Here is a 16,605-nt window from a genome sequence, read left to right as displayed (position 1 = left end):
TGGAAATAAAATTACTTATTAAATAATAAAATGCTCACCAATAAATTAAATAATATGTTTCCTATATGATTTTCATTCTCATATTTGTTCTTTATGTTTTAATAATGCATATTTGTTGAGTGTTTTTGAATTGTGACTTATGTCAATCATGCGATTATTATGTACCTATTGGGTTGTTGCATTTTTGTTTTACGCATTATTTCAAGTTTAACCCATTTGGTTGACAACTTTTATTTTTTGCTTTTTGTTCAAGGAATTATCCTTGGTTTGTTTATTGACGTTTGTTGGTTGTTATGTAGTTTTGGGTGATCCGCGTCATGTTTTTGTGTTGTTTTATATGTCTATCTCAAATTTAATATGTGGGAATATAACATTTGATGATTCGCAAAATAGATACCTTAGAATTATGTTTAGGAGAAAGTTGTCTCCTGTTTAAAAAATAGATGATAAGGCCGGAGAATGATTAAATTTATCAATAAAGGCTGGAACTTTTGCCTATATACACTAAGCGCTGTCTTGTTGCTTTTAACTTCCTTGGTTCAGGCGACCCCGTGGGATAATTTAACTGCAGCTGAACTTGAACAGCAATTGGCTGAAAAGTTCAGTGAAGGGAAATATTCCCCAAAAGGTGCTGATTCCTGTCTGATGTGCCACAAAAAAGATACTAAAGTCATGGCCCTGTTTAAAGGAACCCATGGCGAAATGAACAATAGTCGCTTACCTATGGCCGGGCTGCAGTGCGAGGCTTGCCATGGCCCCATGGGGAAACATAACCGTGGCGGTAAAGAACCTATGATTAGCTTCGGCCCGGAGTCCAAGCTCTCAGCTGAAAGTCAGAATAGTGTTTGCCTTGATTGTCACCAGAATACGGAAAAGATGGCTTGGCACAACAGTTTGCATAACTTGGAGCAGGTAGCCTGCGCCGATTGCCATCAGGTGCATGCCGCTGAAGACCCTATGCTGAATCCTTTACGGATTAACGAGGCCTGTACCAGCTGCCATACCCGTGCCAAGGCCGATATGAGCAAGCGTTCATCCCACCCTCTCAAGTGGGATCAGATGACCTGTATCGATTGCCACAACCCTCATGGTTCCTTGACCGAAAGTGCGCTGAAGCAGAGCAGTATCAATACTACTTGCTATGAATGTCATGCCGACAAGCGTGGCCCTGTATTGTGGGAGCATGCTCCTGTGGTAGAAAACTGCGCCAACTGCCACAACGCCCACGGCAGTGTGAATGAAGCCTTGCTGAAAGCCCGAGTACCCCAGTTATGCCAACAATGCCATGCCGACGATGGTCATGCCGCGCGGGCGGTATCCCAGAGTGGTATCAGTGCTTTTGGTGCCGGCAAAAGCTGCTTGAACTGCCATAGCCAAATCCATGGTTCCAACCATCCCGCGGGCAGTGTGCTGTCCCGTTAATCAGGAGTGTTGAAGATGAGATTTCCTTTGAATCTGTTGACTGTGGCACTGCTGGGTGCTTCAGGAACTGTTGTGGCTGCAGACTTTGGGGTTAGCCGCGCCAATACAGACAAGGTCAATACTGCCGCGTTTCAATGTCGACAGTGTCAGCTGACGCCAGGCTTGGCCGGTGAGGCTACAGTGAATGCCGGGTACAACGACAGCGATGATATCCACAGCGGTAATGCTTTTGGTGATGGTCATGATGGTGTCGTTGCCAGTGTCGATGCTGCCCTTGGTTACCGCACCGAAAACGGGTATCGCAGCCAACTGCGGGCCCATAATTTTGGTCAGGATAACGGCTTTGTCAGCCTTAAAAGCGGCCACCCCGGCCAGTATCAGATGACGCTGGATTATCGCAGTTTGACCCGTTATGAGAACGGCAACGTCGGCACCGGGCTTTGGCATAACCAGGGTATGCTGCAACCCGATAATACCCTGCGTTACCTGGATCTGGAGCTGGAGCGGCAACAGGCTGGAATAGGCTTTCGCTATGACTTCGGCCAATTGGCCCAAATCGGTGACCTGAGCAGCTATGTTCGCTATGACAGAGAGGAAAAACAGGGCCACCGCAGTGCCAGTTTGATGACACCAAGGCCGGTCAACTTCGCTTTGCCGGTGGATGAGAGCAACGACAAGTTGCGGGCCGGGTTACAGCTCAGCGGCGATGATTGGTTTACTGAATTGGCGTATCAAGGTAGCCAATACAAGAATGACATCAATGACTTAAGTCTGCCTTATGCCAGTGATATCTACAGCGCTGCACCGGACAATCAGGCCCATCAACTGACACTGAACGGCCTGTACCGGCTGAGCAACACGGTAATCAGCGGCCGGGCAATTGCCGGACGTATGATCCAGGACGAAGGCTTGATCCAGATGACGGGAAACCCGCTGCAAAGCTGGGATGGTCAGGTAGATACCCTGGATGCAAACTTGGCCATCAGCAGCTTGGTCAATAGTCGTTTGCGCCTGGGTGGACAATTGGATTACCGCAAGCGCGACAATGATTCTACTGTTGCCGAATTTGTTCAGCTTGAATTCAATCCCGTCAGTGGCGCTATCCGGCAAAATCCTTTGCTGGATACTGAACGTCAGGCTCTGAAACTCAATGCCAGCTACCGTTTGGCACCGGGTTACCGACTCCAGACAGGTTACGACTTCAAACAGCTTGAGCGCAGCTATGGTGAGCGAGAAGAAACCCGCGACCACAACCTGTGGGCCAAGCTAGGCATGCAGCTTTTCACTCCGCTGAAGCTTGATCTGAAAGCCAGTTTTGGTGAACGGGATGGCAGCCGCTATGAGGCGGCTGAGCTGACCTCCAGTGAAACCCAGAGCCTGTTGCGTAAGTATCACCTGGCTGATCGACGCCGGACCGCAATGGAACTTGGGTTGCAGTACACACCGCTGAGCTGGATGACGCTGGACCTGAACAGTCACTATGCCTTTGATGATTATCAAGAAACAGTCATTGGCCTTACTGAGTCCCGTGATTACGGCTATGACCTGAACCTGACAATGCAGTTGAGCAAACAACTGAGTGTTTACGGTTTCGTCGGCCAGCAGTGGATCGCATCGAAACAGAGTGGCGACCAAAGCGCGACTTGGTACAGCGACATTGATGACAGCTTTATTAACCTAGGGGCAGGCATCGCCTACAGCGGCTTGCTGGACGACCGCCTGACCTTGGGGGCTGACTATCAATTTGCCGATTCAGAGGGGGAAACCTGTATTGGAACCGCTCAGTACGATGACTATTACAGTTTTAACCACAGTGTTGAGCTATACGGCCGCTACCACTTGAATGATGCCATGGCTCTGAAAGTGTCGTACCGGTACGAGCGTTACTTCGATACCGATGGCAGCGATGTCGGTATTGATGCCGTCACCGGCCTGACTACTTTGGGCGTATTGAATCATAACTATAACGCCCACCAGCTGATGTTCTCTTTCAGCTACCTGTTGCCTTGAGCAAACTTAAATCGTGAGGATAAATATAATGGAACGCAGAAGTTTCTTGAAAATGAGTGCCGCCCTGGGTTGCGCTGCAACAGTGTCTGGCTGTAATTCCAGCTCTGATGACGCCAATGTTGTCCCGCCAAAGCCACCTGTCAGTGAAGAGCAGATCAACTGGTCATCCTGCTTGGTTAACTGTGGCTCCAACTGTCCGATTAAAGTGTTCAGTCGTGATGGCATCATTACCCGGGTAGAAACAGATCATGAGGTAGAAGATGTCTACGGTCTTCATCAAATTCGTGCCTGTGCCCGTGGTCGTTCGTTGCGTCAACGTGCATATGCACCGGATCGCCTGAAAACACCAATGAAGCGAGTGGGTGAAAGGGGAGAAGCCAAGTTTGTTCCGATCACTTGGGATGAAGCAACTCAAACCATCGCAGATAATTTGCAACGGGTGATTAACCAATATGGTAACAAGGCCGTATTCCGTAGCTATGGCTCAGGCGCTTATTATGGTTTTGCTTCCAATGCCTGTTTTAACCGCTTGTTTAACCTGGTAGGTGGTTGCCTTAACGCTTATGGCAACTACTCTTGGGCTCAGCAGATGGAAGCGGCCAAACACACTTTCGGGACCGGCAGTACTCAAGGCTCGTCGACCATAACTCTGGAACACAGCGACTTTTTCATGGGCTTTGGTTACAACCCCAGTGAAATTCGTCAATCCGGATCGGGTGAAGGGTACGACTACCTGCAAGCCTTGATGAAGAATAATGGCCTTAAAGTGGTGATGATTGATCCTCGCTATACCGACTCTATGTTGGGCAAAGAGTCCATGTGGTTGCCTATTCGTCCCGGAACCGATGCTGCGTTTGCCGAAGCTGTTGCTTTCGAGATGATCAGCACAGGTTGGGTAGATGCCAATTCACTTGGTTTTATCAATGAATATGCAGTGGGGTATGACGCGGCCTCCATTGAGAAACAAAAAGCATTGTTCGCTGCCAGTGGTGATGCCAGGAAGCAAGAATATGCGGCCTGTATGGACAGCAGCGATAACTACCATGATTACATTATGGGGGTTGGTAAGTTTGCCGCTCAAGGCGCGCGCACGCCTGAATGGGCCGAGAAAATTACCGGCATTAGCGCTGCTTATATCCGTCAGGTGGCCGAAGATCTGATGAATGCCAAGGCTCCCTATATCGTGGCCGGTGCCGGGGTTAACCGCCAGGCCAACGGTGAACAGAGCATGCGTGCCCTGTATATGCTTTCTGTACTGACAGGTAAGCTGGGTACTCTGGGGGCGTCCAATGGTGAACTGCCTTATATGAGCAGCATGTCACGTGCAGGTATTCCCACGGGTTCGAACCCGGTTAAGGAGTCGATCTCTTTCTTTACTTGGACCGAAGCGATTGAAAATGGTGAGAATTTTACCGCTCGTACTCACGGTATTCGCGGAACAGCGGATCCTGATGAGAAACTGGGCAGCAATATTCACTTTGTGTTCAGTGCCTCGGACAGTTCTTTGCTGAACCAGCACGCTGAAATTAATAACACAGCGCGTATATTACGTGATGCTGAAGACTTGTTTATCGTTTCCTGCGATTGCTGGATGACTCCAGGGGCTAAGTTTGCCGATATCATACTGCCCGATACCAGTTGGCTGGAGTCCAATGACTTGGTGAATGACTCATATGCCTCCGGTTCGCTTGGGTATCTGACCGCCATGTCTGCCGCGGTAAAACCTATGTGGGATTGCAAGTCCATGTATGAAGCCGCTGCCATGATCGCAGAGAAAATGGGTGTTGGTCAGCTGTTCACTGAAGGCAAAACCGAAGCTGATTGGTTGGAAGAACTTTATCAGAAAACCAAGAGTGCCAGCGCTAACCTAGGTGTCAGTCCGGCATTCCCAGACAGCTATAAAGAAGCCCAGAAGATAGGGGTATTTCGCAAGAATATGGGTGACAAATATGTTGCTCTGGATAGCTATGTCAATGGTGGTAAAGCGCTATCTACGCCTTCAGGCAAGATAGAGATCTATTCTGCAGAGCTGGCTTGGCGCGCCAAAAACTGGGAGCAGAACAAGGTAAAAGGTGACTCCATTACAGCCATTCCTCAGTACACAGTGACTTGGGATGGTTATGAGGATCAGGACGCCATAGATGCAGGCTTCCCGCTGCAACTTGCCGGTTACCACACCAAGGGGCGCACCCACTCCAGCTACCACAACGTGCCTTGGTTACGTGAGGCTGTGGAAGATGCTGTGTGGATTAACCCAATCGATGCTGCCGCCTATCAGTTGACTGCCGGTGATATGGTCGAGATGTACAACGAGCGGGGATCCATTGAGGTCAAGGTTCGGGTCACTCCTCGAGTGGCGCCAGGCATTGTGGCATTGGGGCAAGGGGCCTGGTACCTGGCTGATGCCAACGGCCGTATTGGACTGTCCGGAAAAGTGATCGATGTCGGCGGGGCAATCAATACCCTGACCCGTTATATCCCAAGCCCGGTGGCCAAGGGGAACCCTCAACACACCAATCGTGTTCAGCTCATCAAAAAAGCGTAAGGGAGCACTTGTAAATGAATCAATCTACTCAATACGGCTTTTATGTCGATACCACCAAGTGCACTGGTTGCAAGGCCTGTCATGTATCTTGCAAAGACCGTCAGGGTGATTTGCTGCGCGCCAATAATAAACCTTTGGCAAACGGCGTCCCCAGCCTAAAAGGCGTTACCTGGCGCCGGGTTTATGAATATTGTGGTGGTAACTGGTCTGTGGATCCCAATACCCAGACCTATAGTCAGGATGTATTTGCTTATTATATGTCCATTGGCTGTAACCATTGCAGTGAACCTGTGTGCGTCAAAGCCTGTCCAACCGGTGCTATGCACAAGCGTCGTGAAGATGGCTTGGTACATGTCGAAGAGTCTCTGTGTATTGGCTGTGAAAGCTGTGCCAGAGCCTGTCCGTATGACGCGCCACAGATAGACAGAGAGCGTAAAGTGATGACCAAATGCGATGGTTGTCATGAACGCTTGGCTGAAGGGCGCCAACCTGTCTGCGTTGAGTCCTGCCCAATGCGAGCACTGGACTTTGATACCATGGACAACTTGCGCGCCAAGTATGGTGACGGTGATGGCCATATCGCCCCCTTGCCCAGTGAATCGATAACTTCCCCTAACCTGATCATTAAGGCAAACCGCCATGGTCAACCTGCGGGAAGTGGTGCCGGCAAGGTGCTTAACCCTACAGAGGTGTAACTGGAAAACAGGCGCCCACGGGCGCCTGTTTTGTCCATCAGGAGATAAGATGTCTAAGTCTTTGTCTAATATAGATTTCATTCAATATCAAGGGATAGCACGTCTTCTGCATCATCTGCTTTACGGTTACCCTAAACCTGAGTTGATCACCGAATTAAAGGTCAACCAAGTTGCCGAGACTTGGCCTGAACTGGCTGGTCGAGACGGTAACCGGATCGGTAGGGAAGCGCTGGCCAACTATTTGCAGCAATGGGACGAGACTCAATTTCTGGATCTGCAACTTGACTATGGACAACTGTTCTTCGGTCCCGGTGAACCTAAAGCCGTACCTTATGGTTCTGTTTATTTGGGTGAAGAACAAGTGTTGAACGACAGGAGCACTCTGGCGTTGATGGATTTTTATCAGGCTCATGATGTCAGTTTGCAGCTACCAGCAAGGGATCCTGTCGATCATATCGGCCTGTTCTTTAGCGTGTTGGATGCCAGTTTTGGACGCTTGGCTGCAGAGCCGGATAACCAGAGATTAGTGCGTTTTACTCAGGTATTACTGCAACAGCATCTTCTTCCTTGGGCGGAGCGTTGCCTTGAGTTGGCTGCCGAGCATGCACAAACTGAGTTTTATTTTGCGGTTGCATTGCTGGCAAGGGACTTTTTACTGCAGCTGACAGAGGATTTTAATCTCATACCTATGCCTGCAAGATTGTTTCGGTAAGAGGAGTCTGGGGTGAGTGTTATTCATGCTTTGGGAGCTCAGTGGCAGAAGGCCGAATTTGCAGAGCGTTTGGTTAAGATCCTGGTAACCCGCCCTGCGGTTTGTGAGTTGTCCGGTGGGGCTACTTCTTTGACTACTCTGTGTAACTCGGTAGCAGCCATCAGTTATCGGCCTGATGATCCCCGTTTTAGCCAAACACAGATAGATGATGGTCTGTTGTTATCTGTATTTTTTGATTGCTTCAGGCTCTTGTTTATCAAGGAAGTACAGCAACAATCAATCACTCAGGCCGAGCAGCAGATACTGCATTTGGCCCCCAAACTGGCGGCCGAGATGTCCGTCGAGGCTTTGAGCGAGTCTCAGCAATTGCTGCGGCAGCAATTACTGAGTATCAGTCGCCAGTTGGAGTCCTTGTATACGCAGCGGCGCCAACTCAGCCGCAATATGGGGTGAAGCTAAATTGGGGGAAATTAGTCCAATACAAACAAGGTTTGCTGTAGTCCTACCGCTTCACCGTTTTCTGCCAGTATGGCTTTAACCGTGCCGCTCTGTTCTGCCTTGACCGGATTGAGGGCTTTCATCGCCTGCACATAGCCCAGTACTGTGCCCGGCTCAACTTCTGTGCCCAGCTCCACCAAGGGGACACCATGGTCGCCGGCGCTGCGCAAAAAGGTACCGGCCACAGGCGCCAGTACTTGCACGCTGTCATTACCAATACTGAAACTGGCCTGGGGTTGTTGCGGACCAAAACGGCGGATACGCACGGCTTCCTGGCCTTCAGTAATTTCCAGCTCATTGATGCCGGATTCCTGCACCAATTCGATCAGTTTTTTGATTTTGCGGATGTCCATCGTCATTCTCAGCACTTAAGGGTGACCGGACCTTCCTCTGCTCAGCCTTGTTTGAGTGCCTCTATGGCAGCTTCCAGGGCAAACTCATAACCCTTTGGCCCCAGTCCTACTATCACTCCCTTGGCCTTGTCGGAAAAAAAGGAGTGATGGCGGAACGGCTCTCTGGCATGCACATTGGAAAGGTGCACTTCGATGAAAGGAATGGCGACCCCCAGCAGGGCATCTCTGAGTGCTACGCTGGTGTGGGTAAAGGCGGCCGGGTTGATGATCACAAATCCGGCATCTGTGTTGTGGATAGCTTCTATGAGCTGGTATTCGGCATTGGACTGGATATGTTCCAGTTCCACTCCGGCGGCAAGAGCCTTGTCCTGCAGTCCCTGCACCAGCTGCTCCAGCGTCCGATGACCGTAATGTTCCGGCTCTCTGCGACCAAGCAGGTTAAGATTGGGGCCATTCACCAAGAGTATTTTTGCCTGACTGCTCATATTGTTTTCCTTGCCTTGAGGGAGAGTTCGCACCTGGATTTGTGCCTCCCTGATTTCAGCAAAAGCTGTCGAATTTGTCGACCAATAGCCGCACAATCGCTGCACATTCCTTCCTGTTGTCAGCAATTATTGTCCATTCCCGCAGCGAGACTGGTCTTATCAGAAGCGGATCTTGTTCTGCCGCAGCGATTTTACTTCACCGCGTTGCTTCTTGCTGTCAACCCGGCGCCTTTGGCTGGCGCGGGTGGCCTTGGTGGGAATTCGTCTCTTGGCCACTTCGCCGACTGAGGCGACCAGCTCGATAAACTGCTGCAGGGCAGTCTGGCGGTTGGCGTCCTGGCTGCGGCTTTGCTGGCATTTGATAATGATCTTGCCGCTTTGGCTGATACGATGATCCGCCTTGGCCAGCAGCTTTTCCTTGTAGAAATCCGGCAGTGATGAGGCCTTGATGTCGAAGATGAGTTGGGCCGCAGTGGAGACCTTATTCAGGTGCTGGCCCCCGGCACCACTGGAGCGGATAAATTGCCATTCGATTTCATTTTCTGAAACTTGGACACGGTTTGAGATCTTTATCATGGCAAAATAGCTGTTTTCTGAGGCAGTCGCTATATTACCATCCCATGGGAGAGTTTACTTACTCGACGAGGCGGAAAGTCTTGTAAGGCTAAACTTACTACAAGGGAGTAACCCATAGTCATCAGATGCCGTGCCGTTGGCAGGTGTCGAAGGTTCAATGGAGTTTTGCTTATGTTGTGTCAAATTCCGGATATTGCCAAAGGCGTGATCAGCTTGTTTGCCAGCGGCCGTATCACAGCCGAGGATTACCGCACCTATCTGCGTCCCGCCATCAAGAGCTACCGCCAGGAGTGGGGCCAGGTCTGCCTCTACATAGAGGCAGATGTGTTGTTGGAAGGCTGGGAAATGGCATCACTCTCGGGAGCCGGTGAGGTGCAACTGCCCCCCTTCGATGCCTTGGTATTTGTCGGCGGCCCAGACTGGGTAGGCAATGCGGTGCGCCTGCTGGGGCCCTTTGTCAGCGCTGAACTGGCCTGGTATCCGCTGGAGCATAAAGATGAAGCTATTCGTTGGATAGCCAAGCGTTCGGCCTGCTAGTTGCCGAAACCTCCTATAGGGTAAAGCCGGTTATTCTGCTATTCTGTGGCGATTAAGTAACTCAGATAAGGAAATTTCGATGTCATTATCCAAAGTTTTTGCTGCATCTCTGGCGCTGGCTTTTGCCGCTGGATTGAGTGCTTGTGCCCCTGAAGTGGGCAGTGAAGCCTGGTGTAAGCAGATGGATGAAAAGCCCAAAGGTGATTGGAGCGCCAATGAAGCGGCCGATTACGCCAAACATTGTGTGTTTAAATAACTGAACTTTATCTTGGCCTGTAGGTCTATTTGGGCACGGGCCATTTTCTACCCTTAACCGGAATTATTCTTGACTGTATTTGTCCGCAAACTGACTCATATGCTTATCGCCTTGGTGGTGCTGCAATTTTGCGCCGCTAATCTCGGCGCGCATCAGTTGCATCTGGGCAATCCGGCCGAGGAAGAAAGCAACCATCCTCATCTCAAATTTGTCACCGAAGTCACGGTCATCAGCGAGTGTGTGGATTGTACCTGTGGCACAGATGAAGCCTTGGAAGCCGATATTCCCTTTGTCAGCCACAGTCATCAACTGACCCATACTGAATCCCAACAGTTCGATCTCTGCCTCGACTGTCAGTGTCATGGTGGTCATCTGTCACTGCCGGTTACCCTGGCACTGAGCCCGGCTCCCTTGATGCACCCCAGGCCCCAGAGCCTGGAGCCCGCTTTTCAACCCTATTTCTCCACTCCGGATTACCGCCCCCCAATAGCCTGATCTTTCTGATCATCAGTGCGTGTGAAGCCCGGGCATAGCTTGCCTGTGTCCCATTGCGTTTGTCTTGTGCTGGCTGTCGTCAGAGCCTGAAACGGTTCTCTCTTGCAACCAACCCTGGTCATGCGTCTTTGCAGGCGTTGTGCAGCACTGTGGTCAGCATCAACTCAGAAATTATCAAAGTAAACCCTTGACTTTAGATTTAACTCCAAGGTTTATGCTTTGGCCAATGTTCACCATTGGCTTGCTGCCAAATATGTCTTTCCAAGGAAAGTTTATGTTGAAATTTATAGTCTCTATGAGTCTATTGGGCGTGGGAGCGCTAACCTATCAGCCCGCCCTTGCCGGAGAAAAACCGGATAACACCTCTCTTGTAGCCCAGGTCAAGTCGGGGACCGAACCCTCACTGGCCTGGTTTGGCGAGCTCAAACAACAGATCCTCACCTTACCCGAGTTTCAGGCTCAGGAAGCCAGGATCCGTGAGGCTCAATATCTGGCCAAGGGCGCCGATCGCGCCATCTACAACCCCGAGTTGGGCTTGAGTTATCTCAATGCCCCAGAGGATGACACCTACAGCCTGTCCATTAGCCAAACCATTGACTGGGGCGACAAGCGCGCAGCCGCCAGCGCATTGGCGCTTACGGAGTTGATGCGCTTGGAGAGTGATATCACTCTCGAGCGCTCCCGCTTGTATGCCGAGGTGTTGCAGGCCCTGGTCGATCAGAGCCTGGCACAGAAGAAACTGATGTTCGTGCGGGCGCAGCAAAACTATGGTGAGCAACAGTTGCAGATAGCCAGGCAAAGGGCCGAGGTCGGTGATTTGTCCCAAGCGGAATTGAATCTGATGGAGTTGGAACAAGCCAGTGCCATCAGTGATCTGGCCTTGGCCCAGAAGGCGCTGCTGGATGCCGATACCCGCATTCTGGCGCGTTTTGGCCGGGCAGAGCTTCCCTTTGGCAGTTTCGCCGGCCGTCTCGAATTGCCCGCGACTGAGGCGCCCGTGCCGGCGCTGACCAGCGCCGGATTACAACTGGAGTTGGCGCGGCTGCAAGTCAATCAAGCCAAGGCCCAGGCGGCGGCCGACCCCAATTTCAGCCTTAACGCCGAGAGGGAAGGCTCCGACAACAAGCTGGGGATTGGCGTCTCTGTGCCGCTGCATCTGCGCAACGACTACAGCGAGTCGATTAAGGCGGCAATGGAGGCGGTCACCGCCGCCAAGGCGCAATACCAAAGCATTGAGATGGCGCTCAAACAGCAACAACAACAGTTCAACTACAGCTTACCCAGATTGAAGCAGAGCTGGCTCGACTGGCAACAGCAGGCCTTGGTGGCCGGTCGCAAGGCGGCCGAGCTCTTAGGGCAACGCTGGCGCAGCGGCGATCTCAGCACCAGCGACTATTTGACCAGCCGGCGACAGTTGGCCAGCAGCTTTCAGGCCGGTCTCGAACTGGAAGCCGCCCTCTACCAAAGCTGGCTCGAGTGGATGGGAGCTTCGGGGCAACTGCCCGGCGCGCTGCCGGAAATAGCCGTATCCCAGGAGAACGCCCAATGACAGCCCCATACACACTAAGGTACCGGACAATGAACAAGACTCTACAATACCCACGGCTGCAGGCCGCTTTACTGGCGCTGATGTTAGGGCTGTCCAGCCCCTTGACTATCGCCGCCGAAGAAGGACATGAAGATGAACATCAGGCGCTGCAGCTCTCAAGTGAGCAGCGCCAACTGGCCGGCGTCCAGACCCAGGTGGTCAGCGCCGGTGGCTTTAGCCTCAATGCTTTCGCCAATGCCACCTTGCTGGTGGATCGCGAGCGCACTGTGGTGCTGGCGCCGCAGCTGGAAGTGCGAGTGCTGGAGCGGCATGTGGTGCCGGGACAAGAGGTAAAAGCGGGCGATCCTCTGCTGACCTTGGGTGGCGCCGCCGTGGCCCAGGCCCAGGCTGACTATATCAATGCCGCCGCCGAGTGGAGCCGGGTCAGCCGCATGAGCGAGAGTGCCGTCAGTGCCAGTCGCAGGCTGCAGACTCAGGTCGATGCCAGTTTAAAACGCGCCATTCTCAAGTCGCTGCAGATGACAGATCAACAGATCAAGGCGCTGGAAAGCCGGCCGCAGGGAATAGGCCAGTATCAACTGCTGGCGCCCATAGATGGTCGGGTGCAGCAGGATGAGGCGCGCCTCGGGCAGTTGCTCGGTGCCGGCAGCCAACTGCTGCAGCTGACCGATGAGCGCTCACTGTGGGTGGCCGCCGAGCTAACCCCATCGCAGGCCGAAAGCCTGAGTGAAGGCAGCGAAACCCTGGTGCGGATTGGCGATCGCAGTGTCAGTGCCAGTGTGATAGGCCGCTCCCATGAGTTGTCCAGCGTGACCCGCACCGAGCGGGTGCTGGCGCGACTGGATAACACCCAGGTGCGTTGGCACGCAGGTCAGTTTGCCGAACTGTTTTTGCCCGATCCCCGCGGTGAAGGTGTGATGCTGCCGGATGCGGCGCTCAGTCGCAGTAGCGACGGCGACTGGCAGGTGTTCATCGAAGATGATGACGGTTTCGAGGCCAAAGAGGTGCAACTGCTGGCCAGCGAGCGCGGCATGAACCTGGTATCCGGCATAGAGCCCGGAACCCGGGTCGTTACCGCCGGGGCTTTCTTCCTGGCATCCGAGCTGGCCAAGGCCGGCTTCGACATCCACAACCATTGAGGACAGCACTATGCTGCAATCGTTAATAGATTGGGCGATCCGCAACCGCTTTCTGGTGTTGCTGGCCTTGATTGTCGTCCTGGTAGTGGGTGTGTTTTCCCTGCCAAAGCTTAATCTTGATGCCTTTCCCGATGTGACCAATGTGCAGGTCACTGTCAATACCGAAGCCGAGGGGCTGGCGGCCGAAGAGGTGGAAAAACTCATCTCTTATCCGGTGGAGTCCAGCATGTACTCACTGCCCGCGGTGACAGAAGTACGTTCACTCTCCCGCACCGGCCTGTCCATAGTGACTGTGGTGTTTGAGGAAGGCACGGACATCTATTTTGCCCGCCAGCAGGTGTTTGAACAGCTGGCAGCCGCCAAAGAGATGATCCCGGACGGAGTCGGGGTGCCGGAAATCGGCCCCAACACCTCGGGTCTTGGGCAGATTTATCAGTACATACTGCGGGCCGAGCCGGACAGTAATATCGGCGCCGATGAGCTGCGCAGTCTCAATGACTATCTGGTGAAGCTGCTGCTGATGCCGGTTGGCGGCGTGACCGATGTGCTCTCTTTCGGTGGCGAAGTGCGTCAGTATCAGGTCAGGGTCGATCCCAATCGACTGCTGGCTTACGGTTTGTCTATGTCACAGCTGGAGCAGGCGCTGAATGCCAATAACCGCAATGCCGGCGGTTGGTTTATGCCCAATGGTCAGGAGCAACTCGTGGTGCGCGGCTATGGTCTGTTGCCTGCGGGCCAGGCCGGGCTAGATGCCATAGGCCGCATTCCGGTGAGCGAATACCAGGGCACACCGGTCACTGTCTCCGATTTGGCCGAAGTGGATTTTGGCAGTGAAATCCGGGTCGGCGCGGTCACCATGACCCGTCGGGACGACAATGGCGAAGCCAAGGCCTTAGGCGAAGTGGTTGCCGGGGTGGTGCTCAAGAGGATGGGCGCCAACACCAAGGCCACCATTGATGAAATTGCTGCCCGCGAGCAGCTGATAAGCCAGGCGCTGCCCGAGGGGGTCACCTTCGAAGTGTACTACGATCAGGCCGATCTGGTGACCAAGGCGGTGACCACAGTGCGTGATGCCCTGTTGCTGGCCTTTATGTTTATCGTGGTGATCCTGGCACTGTTTCTGGTCAACGTACGGGCTACCTTGCTGGTATTGCTGTCGATTCCTGTCTCCATTTTGCTGGCATTGCTGGTGATGAGCTATCTGGGAATGTCGGCCAACCTGATGTCGCTCGGTGGTTTGGCGATCGCCATAGGTATGCTGGTGGATGGCTCTGTGGTGATGGTGGAGAACATCTTCAAACATCTGAGTGAGCCGGATAGGCGCCATCAGGACCAGGCTCGGCAGCGCAGCGACTGCGAAGACGATCCCTACCATGCCGACGAAGACCAACACAGAGGCTCGATTGCCATGCGGGTATGGCAGGCCGCCAAAGAGGTGTGCAGCCCGGTGTTCTTTGCCACGGCGATCATTATAGTGGTGTTTGCGCCGCTGTTTGCCCTGCAAGGGGTCGAAGGCAAGCTGTTTCAGCCGATGGCGGTGAGCATCATCCTCGCGATGATCTCGGCGCTGTTGGTGGCACTGCTGGTGGTGCCTGCAATGGCCGTTTATCTGTTCCGCAAGGGGGTGACTTTCCGTCAAAGTCCAGTGTTGGCACCGCTTGAGCGGGTGTACCGTCCGCTACTGCAAAAGGTGTTGACCGCGCCTGGCAAGGTGGGGCTGGTGGCGGTAGTCATGCTGGGCATGAGCTTGTCGCTGTTGCCAAGATTGGGCACGGAATTTGTGCCTGAACTGGAAGAGGGCACCATCAACTTGCGGGTCACCCTGGCACCCACTGCGAGTTTGGATACTTCACTGGATGTGGCGCCCAAACTTGAGGCCCTGCTGCTGGAGTTTCCTGAGGTGGAGTATGCCCTGTCACGCATAGGGGCACCTGAGCTGGGCGGCGATCCTGAGCCTGTGAGTAATATTGAAATCTATATCGGTCTCAAACCGCTGGAACAGTGGACTTCTGCAAATAGTCGCGCCGAACTGCAACGCCTGATGGAGCAGAAGCTCAGTGTCTTCCCCGGGTTGTTGCTGACCTTTTCCCAGCCAATCGCTACCCGGGTCGATGAACTCCTGTCCGGGGTCAAGGCGCAGTTGGCCATCAAGCTGTTTGGTCCGGATCTCGATGTGCTGGCGGAAAAAGGCGAACAACTGTCGAAACTGGTGGCCCAGGTACCCGGTGCCGTGGATGTGTCTCTTGAGCAGATCACCGGCGAGGCGCAATTGGTGGTACGGCCGAAAAACGCGATGCTGGGACGTTACGGCATCAGCGTCGATGAGGTGATGTCGCTGGTGAGCACAGGCATAGGCGGCAGCAGCGCCGGCCAGGTTATCGACGGCAACGCCCGTTACGATATCAACCTGCGTCTGGCCAGCCGTTTCCGCCAGAGCCCGGATGCGATAGCCGATCTGCGTCTGGTAGCCGCCAATGGGGCTCAGGTGCGTTTGGGTGAAGTGGCCGATGTCAGCATAGAGATGGCGCCGCCCAATATCCGCCGTGACGATGTGCAGCGGCGAGTGGTGGTGCAGGCCAATGTCTCCGGCCGGGACATGGGTTCCGTGGTGCAGGATATCTACAACCTGGTGCCCGAGGCCCAACTGCCGCCCGGCTATACCGTGATGGTGGGCGGCCAATATGAGAATCAGCAGCGGGCTCAGCAAAGACTGATCCTGGTGGTGCCCATTTCTGTGGCGCTTATTGCCTTGCTGCTTTACTTCTCCTTCGGCTCCATCAAGCAGGTGGCGCTGATCATGGCCAATGTGCCACTGGCGTTGATTGGCGGTGTGTTGGCGCTCTGGCTCAGCGGTACCTATCTATCTGTGCCCAGCTCCATCGGCTTTATCACTCTGTTTGGGGTGGCGGTGCTCAATGGGGTGGTGCTGGTGGACTCAATCAACCAGCGCCGCAACAGCGGTGAGTCATTGGAGCAGGCAGTGTATGAAGGTACGGTCGGCCGTCTGCGCCCTGTGTTGATGACGGCGCTGACTTCGGCGCTGGGGCTTATCCCCATCTTGATGTCAACCGGTGCCGGCAGTGAGATCCAAAAGCCGCTGGCCGTGGTGGTGATAGGCGGCCTGCTGAGCTCAACCGCATTGACCCTGCTGGTATTACCAACCCTGTATCGAGCCCTGTATCTCAAGAGCGACAAGGAGCTGGAAGCCTTGGAATAACAGCTGAATTGCTCCGATAGAGAAGCATTGTACTGATTGGAGTGTGACGCCCCAAAGTGGAAGATGAGAGCCGCTTTGGATCATGGCCGGACTGCCTACCTGGCCTGCGTCATAAG

At 53.4% G+C, this 16,605-nt stretch carries 15 protein-coding genes; 12 read left to right on the top strand and 3 right to left on the bottom strand.

Annotated elements, in window-relative coordinates:
- The first annotated feature begins 459 nt into the window (after positions 1-459).
- Genes ACMHXI_RS12945 through ACMHXI_RS12920 form a run of 6 tightly spaced genes read left to right on the top strand, consistent with a single transcriptional unit; the run spans position 460 to position 7,837 of the window.
- Positions 460-1,422, top strand: coding sequence for a DmsE family decaheme c-type cytochrome (locus ACMHXI_RS12945; RefSeq protein WP_101060258.1), 963 nt, complete (start codon positions 460-462; stop codon positions 1,420-1,422).
- 15 nt (positions 1,423-1,437) lie between these two features.
- Complete coding sequence (locus ACMHXI_RS12940) at positions 1,438-3,432, top strand: MtrB/PioB family decaheme-associated outer membrane protein (RefSeq protein WP_208185177.1); 1,995 nt, start codon at positions 1,438-1,440, stop codon at positions 3,430-3,432.
- A gap of 28 nt (positions 3,433-3,460) precedes the next feature.
- Positions 3,461-5,977 (top strand): DMSO/selenate family reductase complex A subunit, encoded by a 2,517-nt coding sequence (locus tag ACMHXI_RS12935; protein ID WP_208185176.1) that lies wholly within the window; start codon positions 3,461-3,463, stop codon positions 5,975-5,977.
- A gap of 14 nt (positions 5,978-5,991) precedes the next feature.
- Positions 5,992-6,672, top strand: a complete 681-nt coding sequence (locus ACMHXI_RS12930; protein ID WP_208185175.1) for a DMSO/selenate family reductase complex B subunit — start codon at positions 5,992-5,994, stop codon at positions 6,670-6,672.
- Between the two features lie 49 nt (positions 6,673-6,721).
- The gene (locus ACMHXI_RS12925) at positions 6,722-7,384 is read left to right on the top strand and encodes a molecular chaperone (protein ID WP_144216861.1); all 663 of its coding nucleotides are present in this window, start codon (positions 6,722-6,724) and stop codon (positions 7,382-7,384) included.
- A 12-nt stretch (positions 7,385-7,396) separates the two neighbouring features.
- Positions 7,397-7,837, top strand: coding sequence for a hypothetical protein (locus ACMHXI_RS12920; protein WP_208185173.1), 441 nt, complete (start codon positions 7,397-7,399; stop codon positions 7,835-7,837).
- Positions 7,838-7,854: 17 nt separating this feature from the next.
- On the opposite strand, the gene ACMHXI_RS12915 is transcribed toward ACMHXI_RS12920, so the two are convergent.
- The 3 genes from ACMHXI_RS12915 to arfB form a co-directional block, all read right to left on the bottom strand.
- The gene (locus ACMHXI_RS12915; protein WP_025886813.1) at positions 7,855-8,235 is read right to left on the bottom strand and encodes an acetyl-CoA carboxylase biotin carboxyl carrier protein; all 381 of its coding nucleotides are present in this window, start codon (positions 8,233-8,235) and stop codon (positions 7,855-7,857) included.
- A gap of 41 nt (positions 8,236-8,276) precedes the next feature.
- Positions 8,277-8,720: a type II 3-dehydroquinate dehydratase gene (gene aroQ, locus ACMHXI_RS12910; RefSeq protein WP_025009265.1), complete on the bottom strand. Its 444-nt coding sequence runs from the start codon at positions 8,718-8,720 to the stop codon at positions 8,277-8,279.
- 159 nt (positions 8,721-8,879) lie between these two features.
- Positions 8,880-9,296 carry an alternative ribosome rescue aminoacyl-tRNA hydrolase ArfB gene (gene arfB, locus ACMHXI_RS12905; protein WP_025009266.1) on the bottom strand — a complete coding sequence of 139 codons (417 nt, stop codon included), beginning with the start codon at positions 9,294-9,296 and terminating at the stop codon, positions 8,880-8,882.
- Positions 9,297-9,467: 171 nt separating this feature from the next.
- On the opposite strand from arfB, the gene ACMHXI_RS12900 reads away from it, so the two are divergent.
- From ACMHXI_RS12900 to ACMHXI_RS12875, 6 genes are all read left to right on the top strand, one after another.
- Complete coding sequence (locus tag ACMHXI_RS12900; protein ID WP_025009267.1) at positions 9,468-9,833, top strand: STAS/SEC14 domain-containing protein; 366 nt, start codon at positions 9,468-9,470, stop codon at positions 9,831-9,833.
- Positions 9,834-9,912: 79 nt separating this feature from the next.
- Positions 9,913-10,089 (top strand): DUF3012 domain-containing protein, encoded by a 177-nt coding sequence (locus tag ACMHXI_RS12895; protein WP_037436315.1) that lies wholly within the window; start codon positions 9,913-9,915, stop codon positions 10,087-10,089.
- 99 nt (positions 10,090-10,188) lie between these two features.
- Positions 10,189-10,584: a hypothetical protein gene (locus tag ACMHXI_RS12890; RefSeq protein WP_037474285.1), complete on the top strand. Its 396-nt coding sequence runs from the start codon at positions 10,189-10,191 to the stop codon at positions 10,582-10,584.
- Between the two features lie 274 nt (positions 10,585-10,858).
- Positions 10,859-12,133, top strand: coding sequence for a TolC family protein (locus ACMHXI_RS12885; RefSeq protein WP_107352335.1), 1,275 nt, complete (start codon positions 10,859-10,861; stop codon positions 12,131-12,133).
- An 80-nt stretch (positions 12,134-12,213) separates the two neighbouring features.
- The gene (locus ACMHXI_RS12880) at positions 12,214-13,272 is read left to right on the top strand and encodes an efflux RND transporter periplasmic adaptor subunit (RefSeq protein ID WP_232786107.1); all 1,059 of its coding nucleotides are present in this window, start codon (positions 12,214-12,216) and stop codon (positions 13,270-13,272) included.
- Positions 13,273-13,282: 10 nt separating this feature from the next.
- Positions 13,283-16,489, top strand: a complete 3,207-nt coding sequence (locus ACMHXI_RS12875) for an efflux RND transporter permease subunit (RefSeq protein WP_107005456.1) — start codon at positions 13,283-13,285, stop codon at positions 16,487-16,489.
- Positions 16,490-16,605: the final 116 nt, after the last annotated feature.

It is taken from the genome of Shewanella sp. BJSY2023SW005, assembly GCF_047314585.1.
GTDB lineage: Bacteria > Pseudomonadota > Gammaproteobacteria > Enterobacterales > Shewanellaceae > Shewanella > Shewanella algae.
Note: the sequence above shows the minus strand (reverse complement) of the source record. Positions and strands in the feature narration are given on the sequence as shown.

Excerpts from the sequence above, each read along its gene's own strand:
- ACMHXI_RS12945 (WP_101060258.1), top strand. The coding sequence starts at position 460 with ATGATTAAATTTATCAATAAAGGCTGGAACTTTTGCCTATATACACTA.
- ACMHXI_RS12940 (WP_208185177.1), top strand. The coding sequence starts at position 1,438 with ATGAGATTTCCTTTGAATCTGTTGACTGTGGCACTGCTGGGTGCTTCA.
- ACMHXI_RS12935 (WP_208185176.1), top strand. The coding sequence starts at position 3,461 with ATGGAACGCAGAAGTTTCTTGAAAATGAGTGCCGCCCTGGGTTGCGCT.
- ACMHXI_RS12930 (WP_208185175.1), top strand. The coding sequence starts at position 5,992 with ATGAATCAATCTACTCAATACGGCTTTTATGTCGATACCACCAAGTGC.
- ACMHXI_RS12925 (WP_144216861.1), top strand. The coding sequence starts at position 6,722 with ATGTCTAAGTCTTTGTCTAATATAGATTTCATTCAATATCAAGGGATA.
- ACMHXI_RS12915 (WP_025886813.1), bottom strand. The coding sequence starts at position 8,235 with ATGGACATCCGCAAAATCAAAAAACTGATCGAATTGGTGCAGGAATCC.
- aroQ (WP_025009265.1), bottom strand. The coding sequence starts at position 8,720 with ATGAGCAGTCAGGCAAAAATACTCTTGGTGAATGGCCCCAATCTTAAC.
- arfB (WP_025009266.1), bottom strand. The coding sequence starts at position 9,296 with ATGATAAAGATCTCAAACCGTGTCCAAGTTTCAGAAAATGAAATCGAA.
- ACMHXI_RS12900 (WP_025009267.1), top strand. The coding sequence starts at position 9,468 with ATGTTGTGTCAAATTCCGGATATTGCCAAAGGCGTGATCAGCTTGTTT.
- ACMHXI_RS12895 (WP_037436315.1), top strand. The coding sequence starts at position 9,913 with ATGTCATTATCCAAAGTTTTTGCTGCATCTCTGGCGCTGGCTTTTGCC.
- ACMHXI_RS12890 (WP_037474285.1), top strand. The coding sequence starts at position 10,189 with ATGCTTATCGCCTTGGTGGTGCTGCAATTTTGCGCCGCTAATCTCGGC.
- ACMHXI_RS12885 (WP_107352335.1), top strand. The coding sequence starts at position 10,859 with ATGTTGAAATTTATAGTCTCTATGAGTCTATTGGGCGTGGGAGCGCTA.
- ACMHXI_RS12880 (WP_232786107.1), top strand. The coding sequence starts at position 12,214 with ATGTTAGGGCTGTCCAGCCCCTTGACTATCGCCGCCGAAGAAGGACAT.
- ACMHXI_RS12875 (WP_107005456.1), top strand. The coding sequence starts at position 13,283 with ATGCTGCAATCGTTAATAGATTGGGCGATCCGCAACCGCTTTCTGGTG.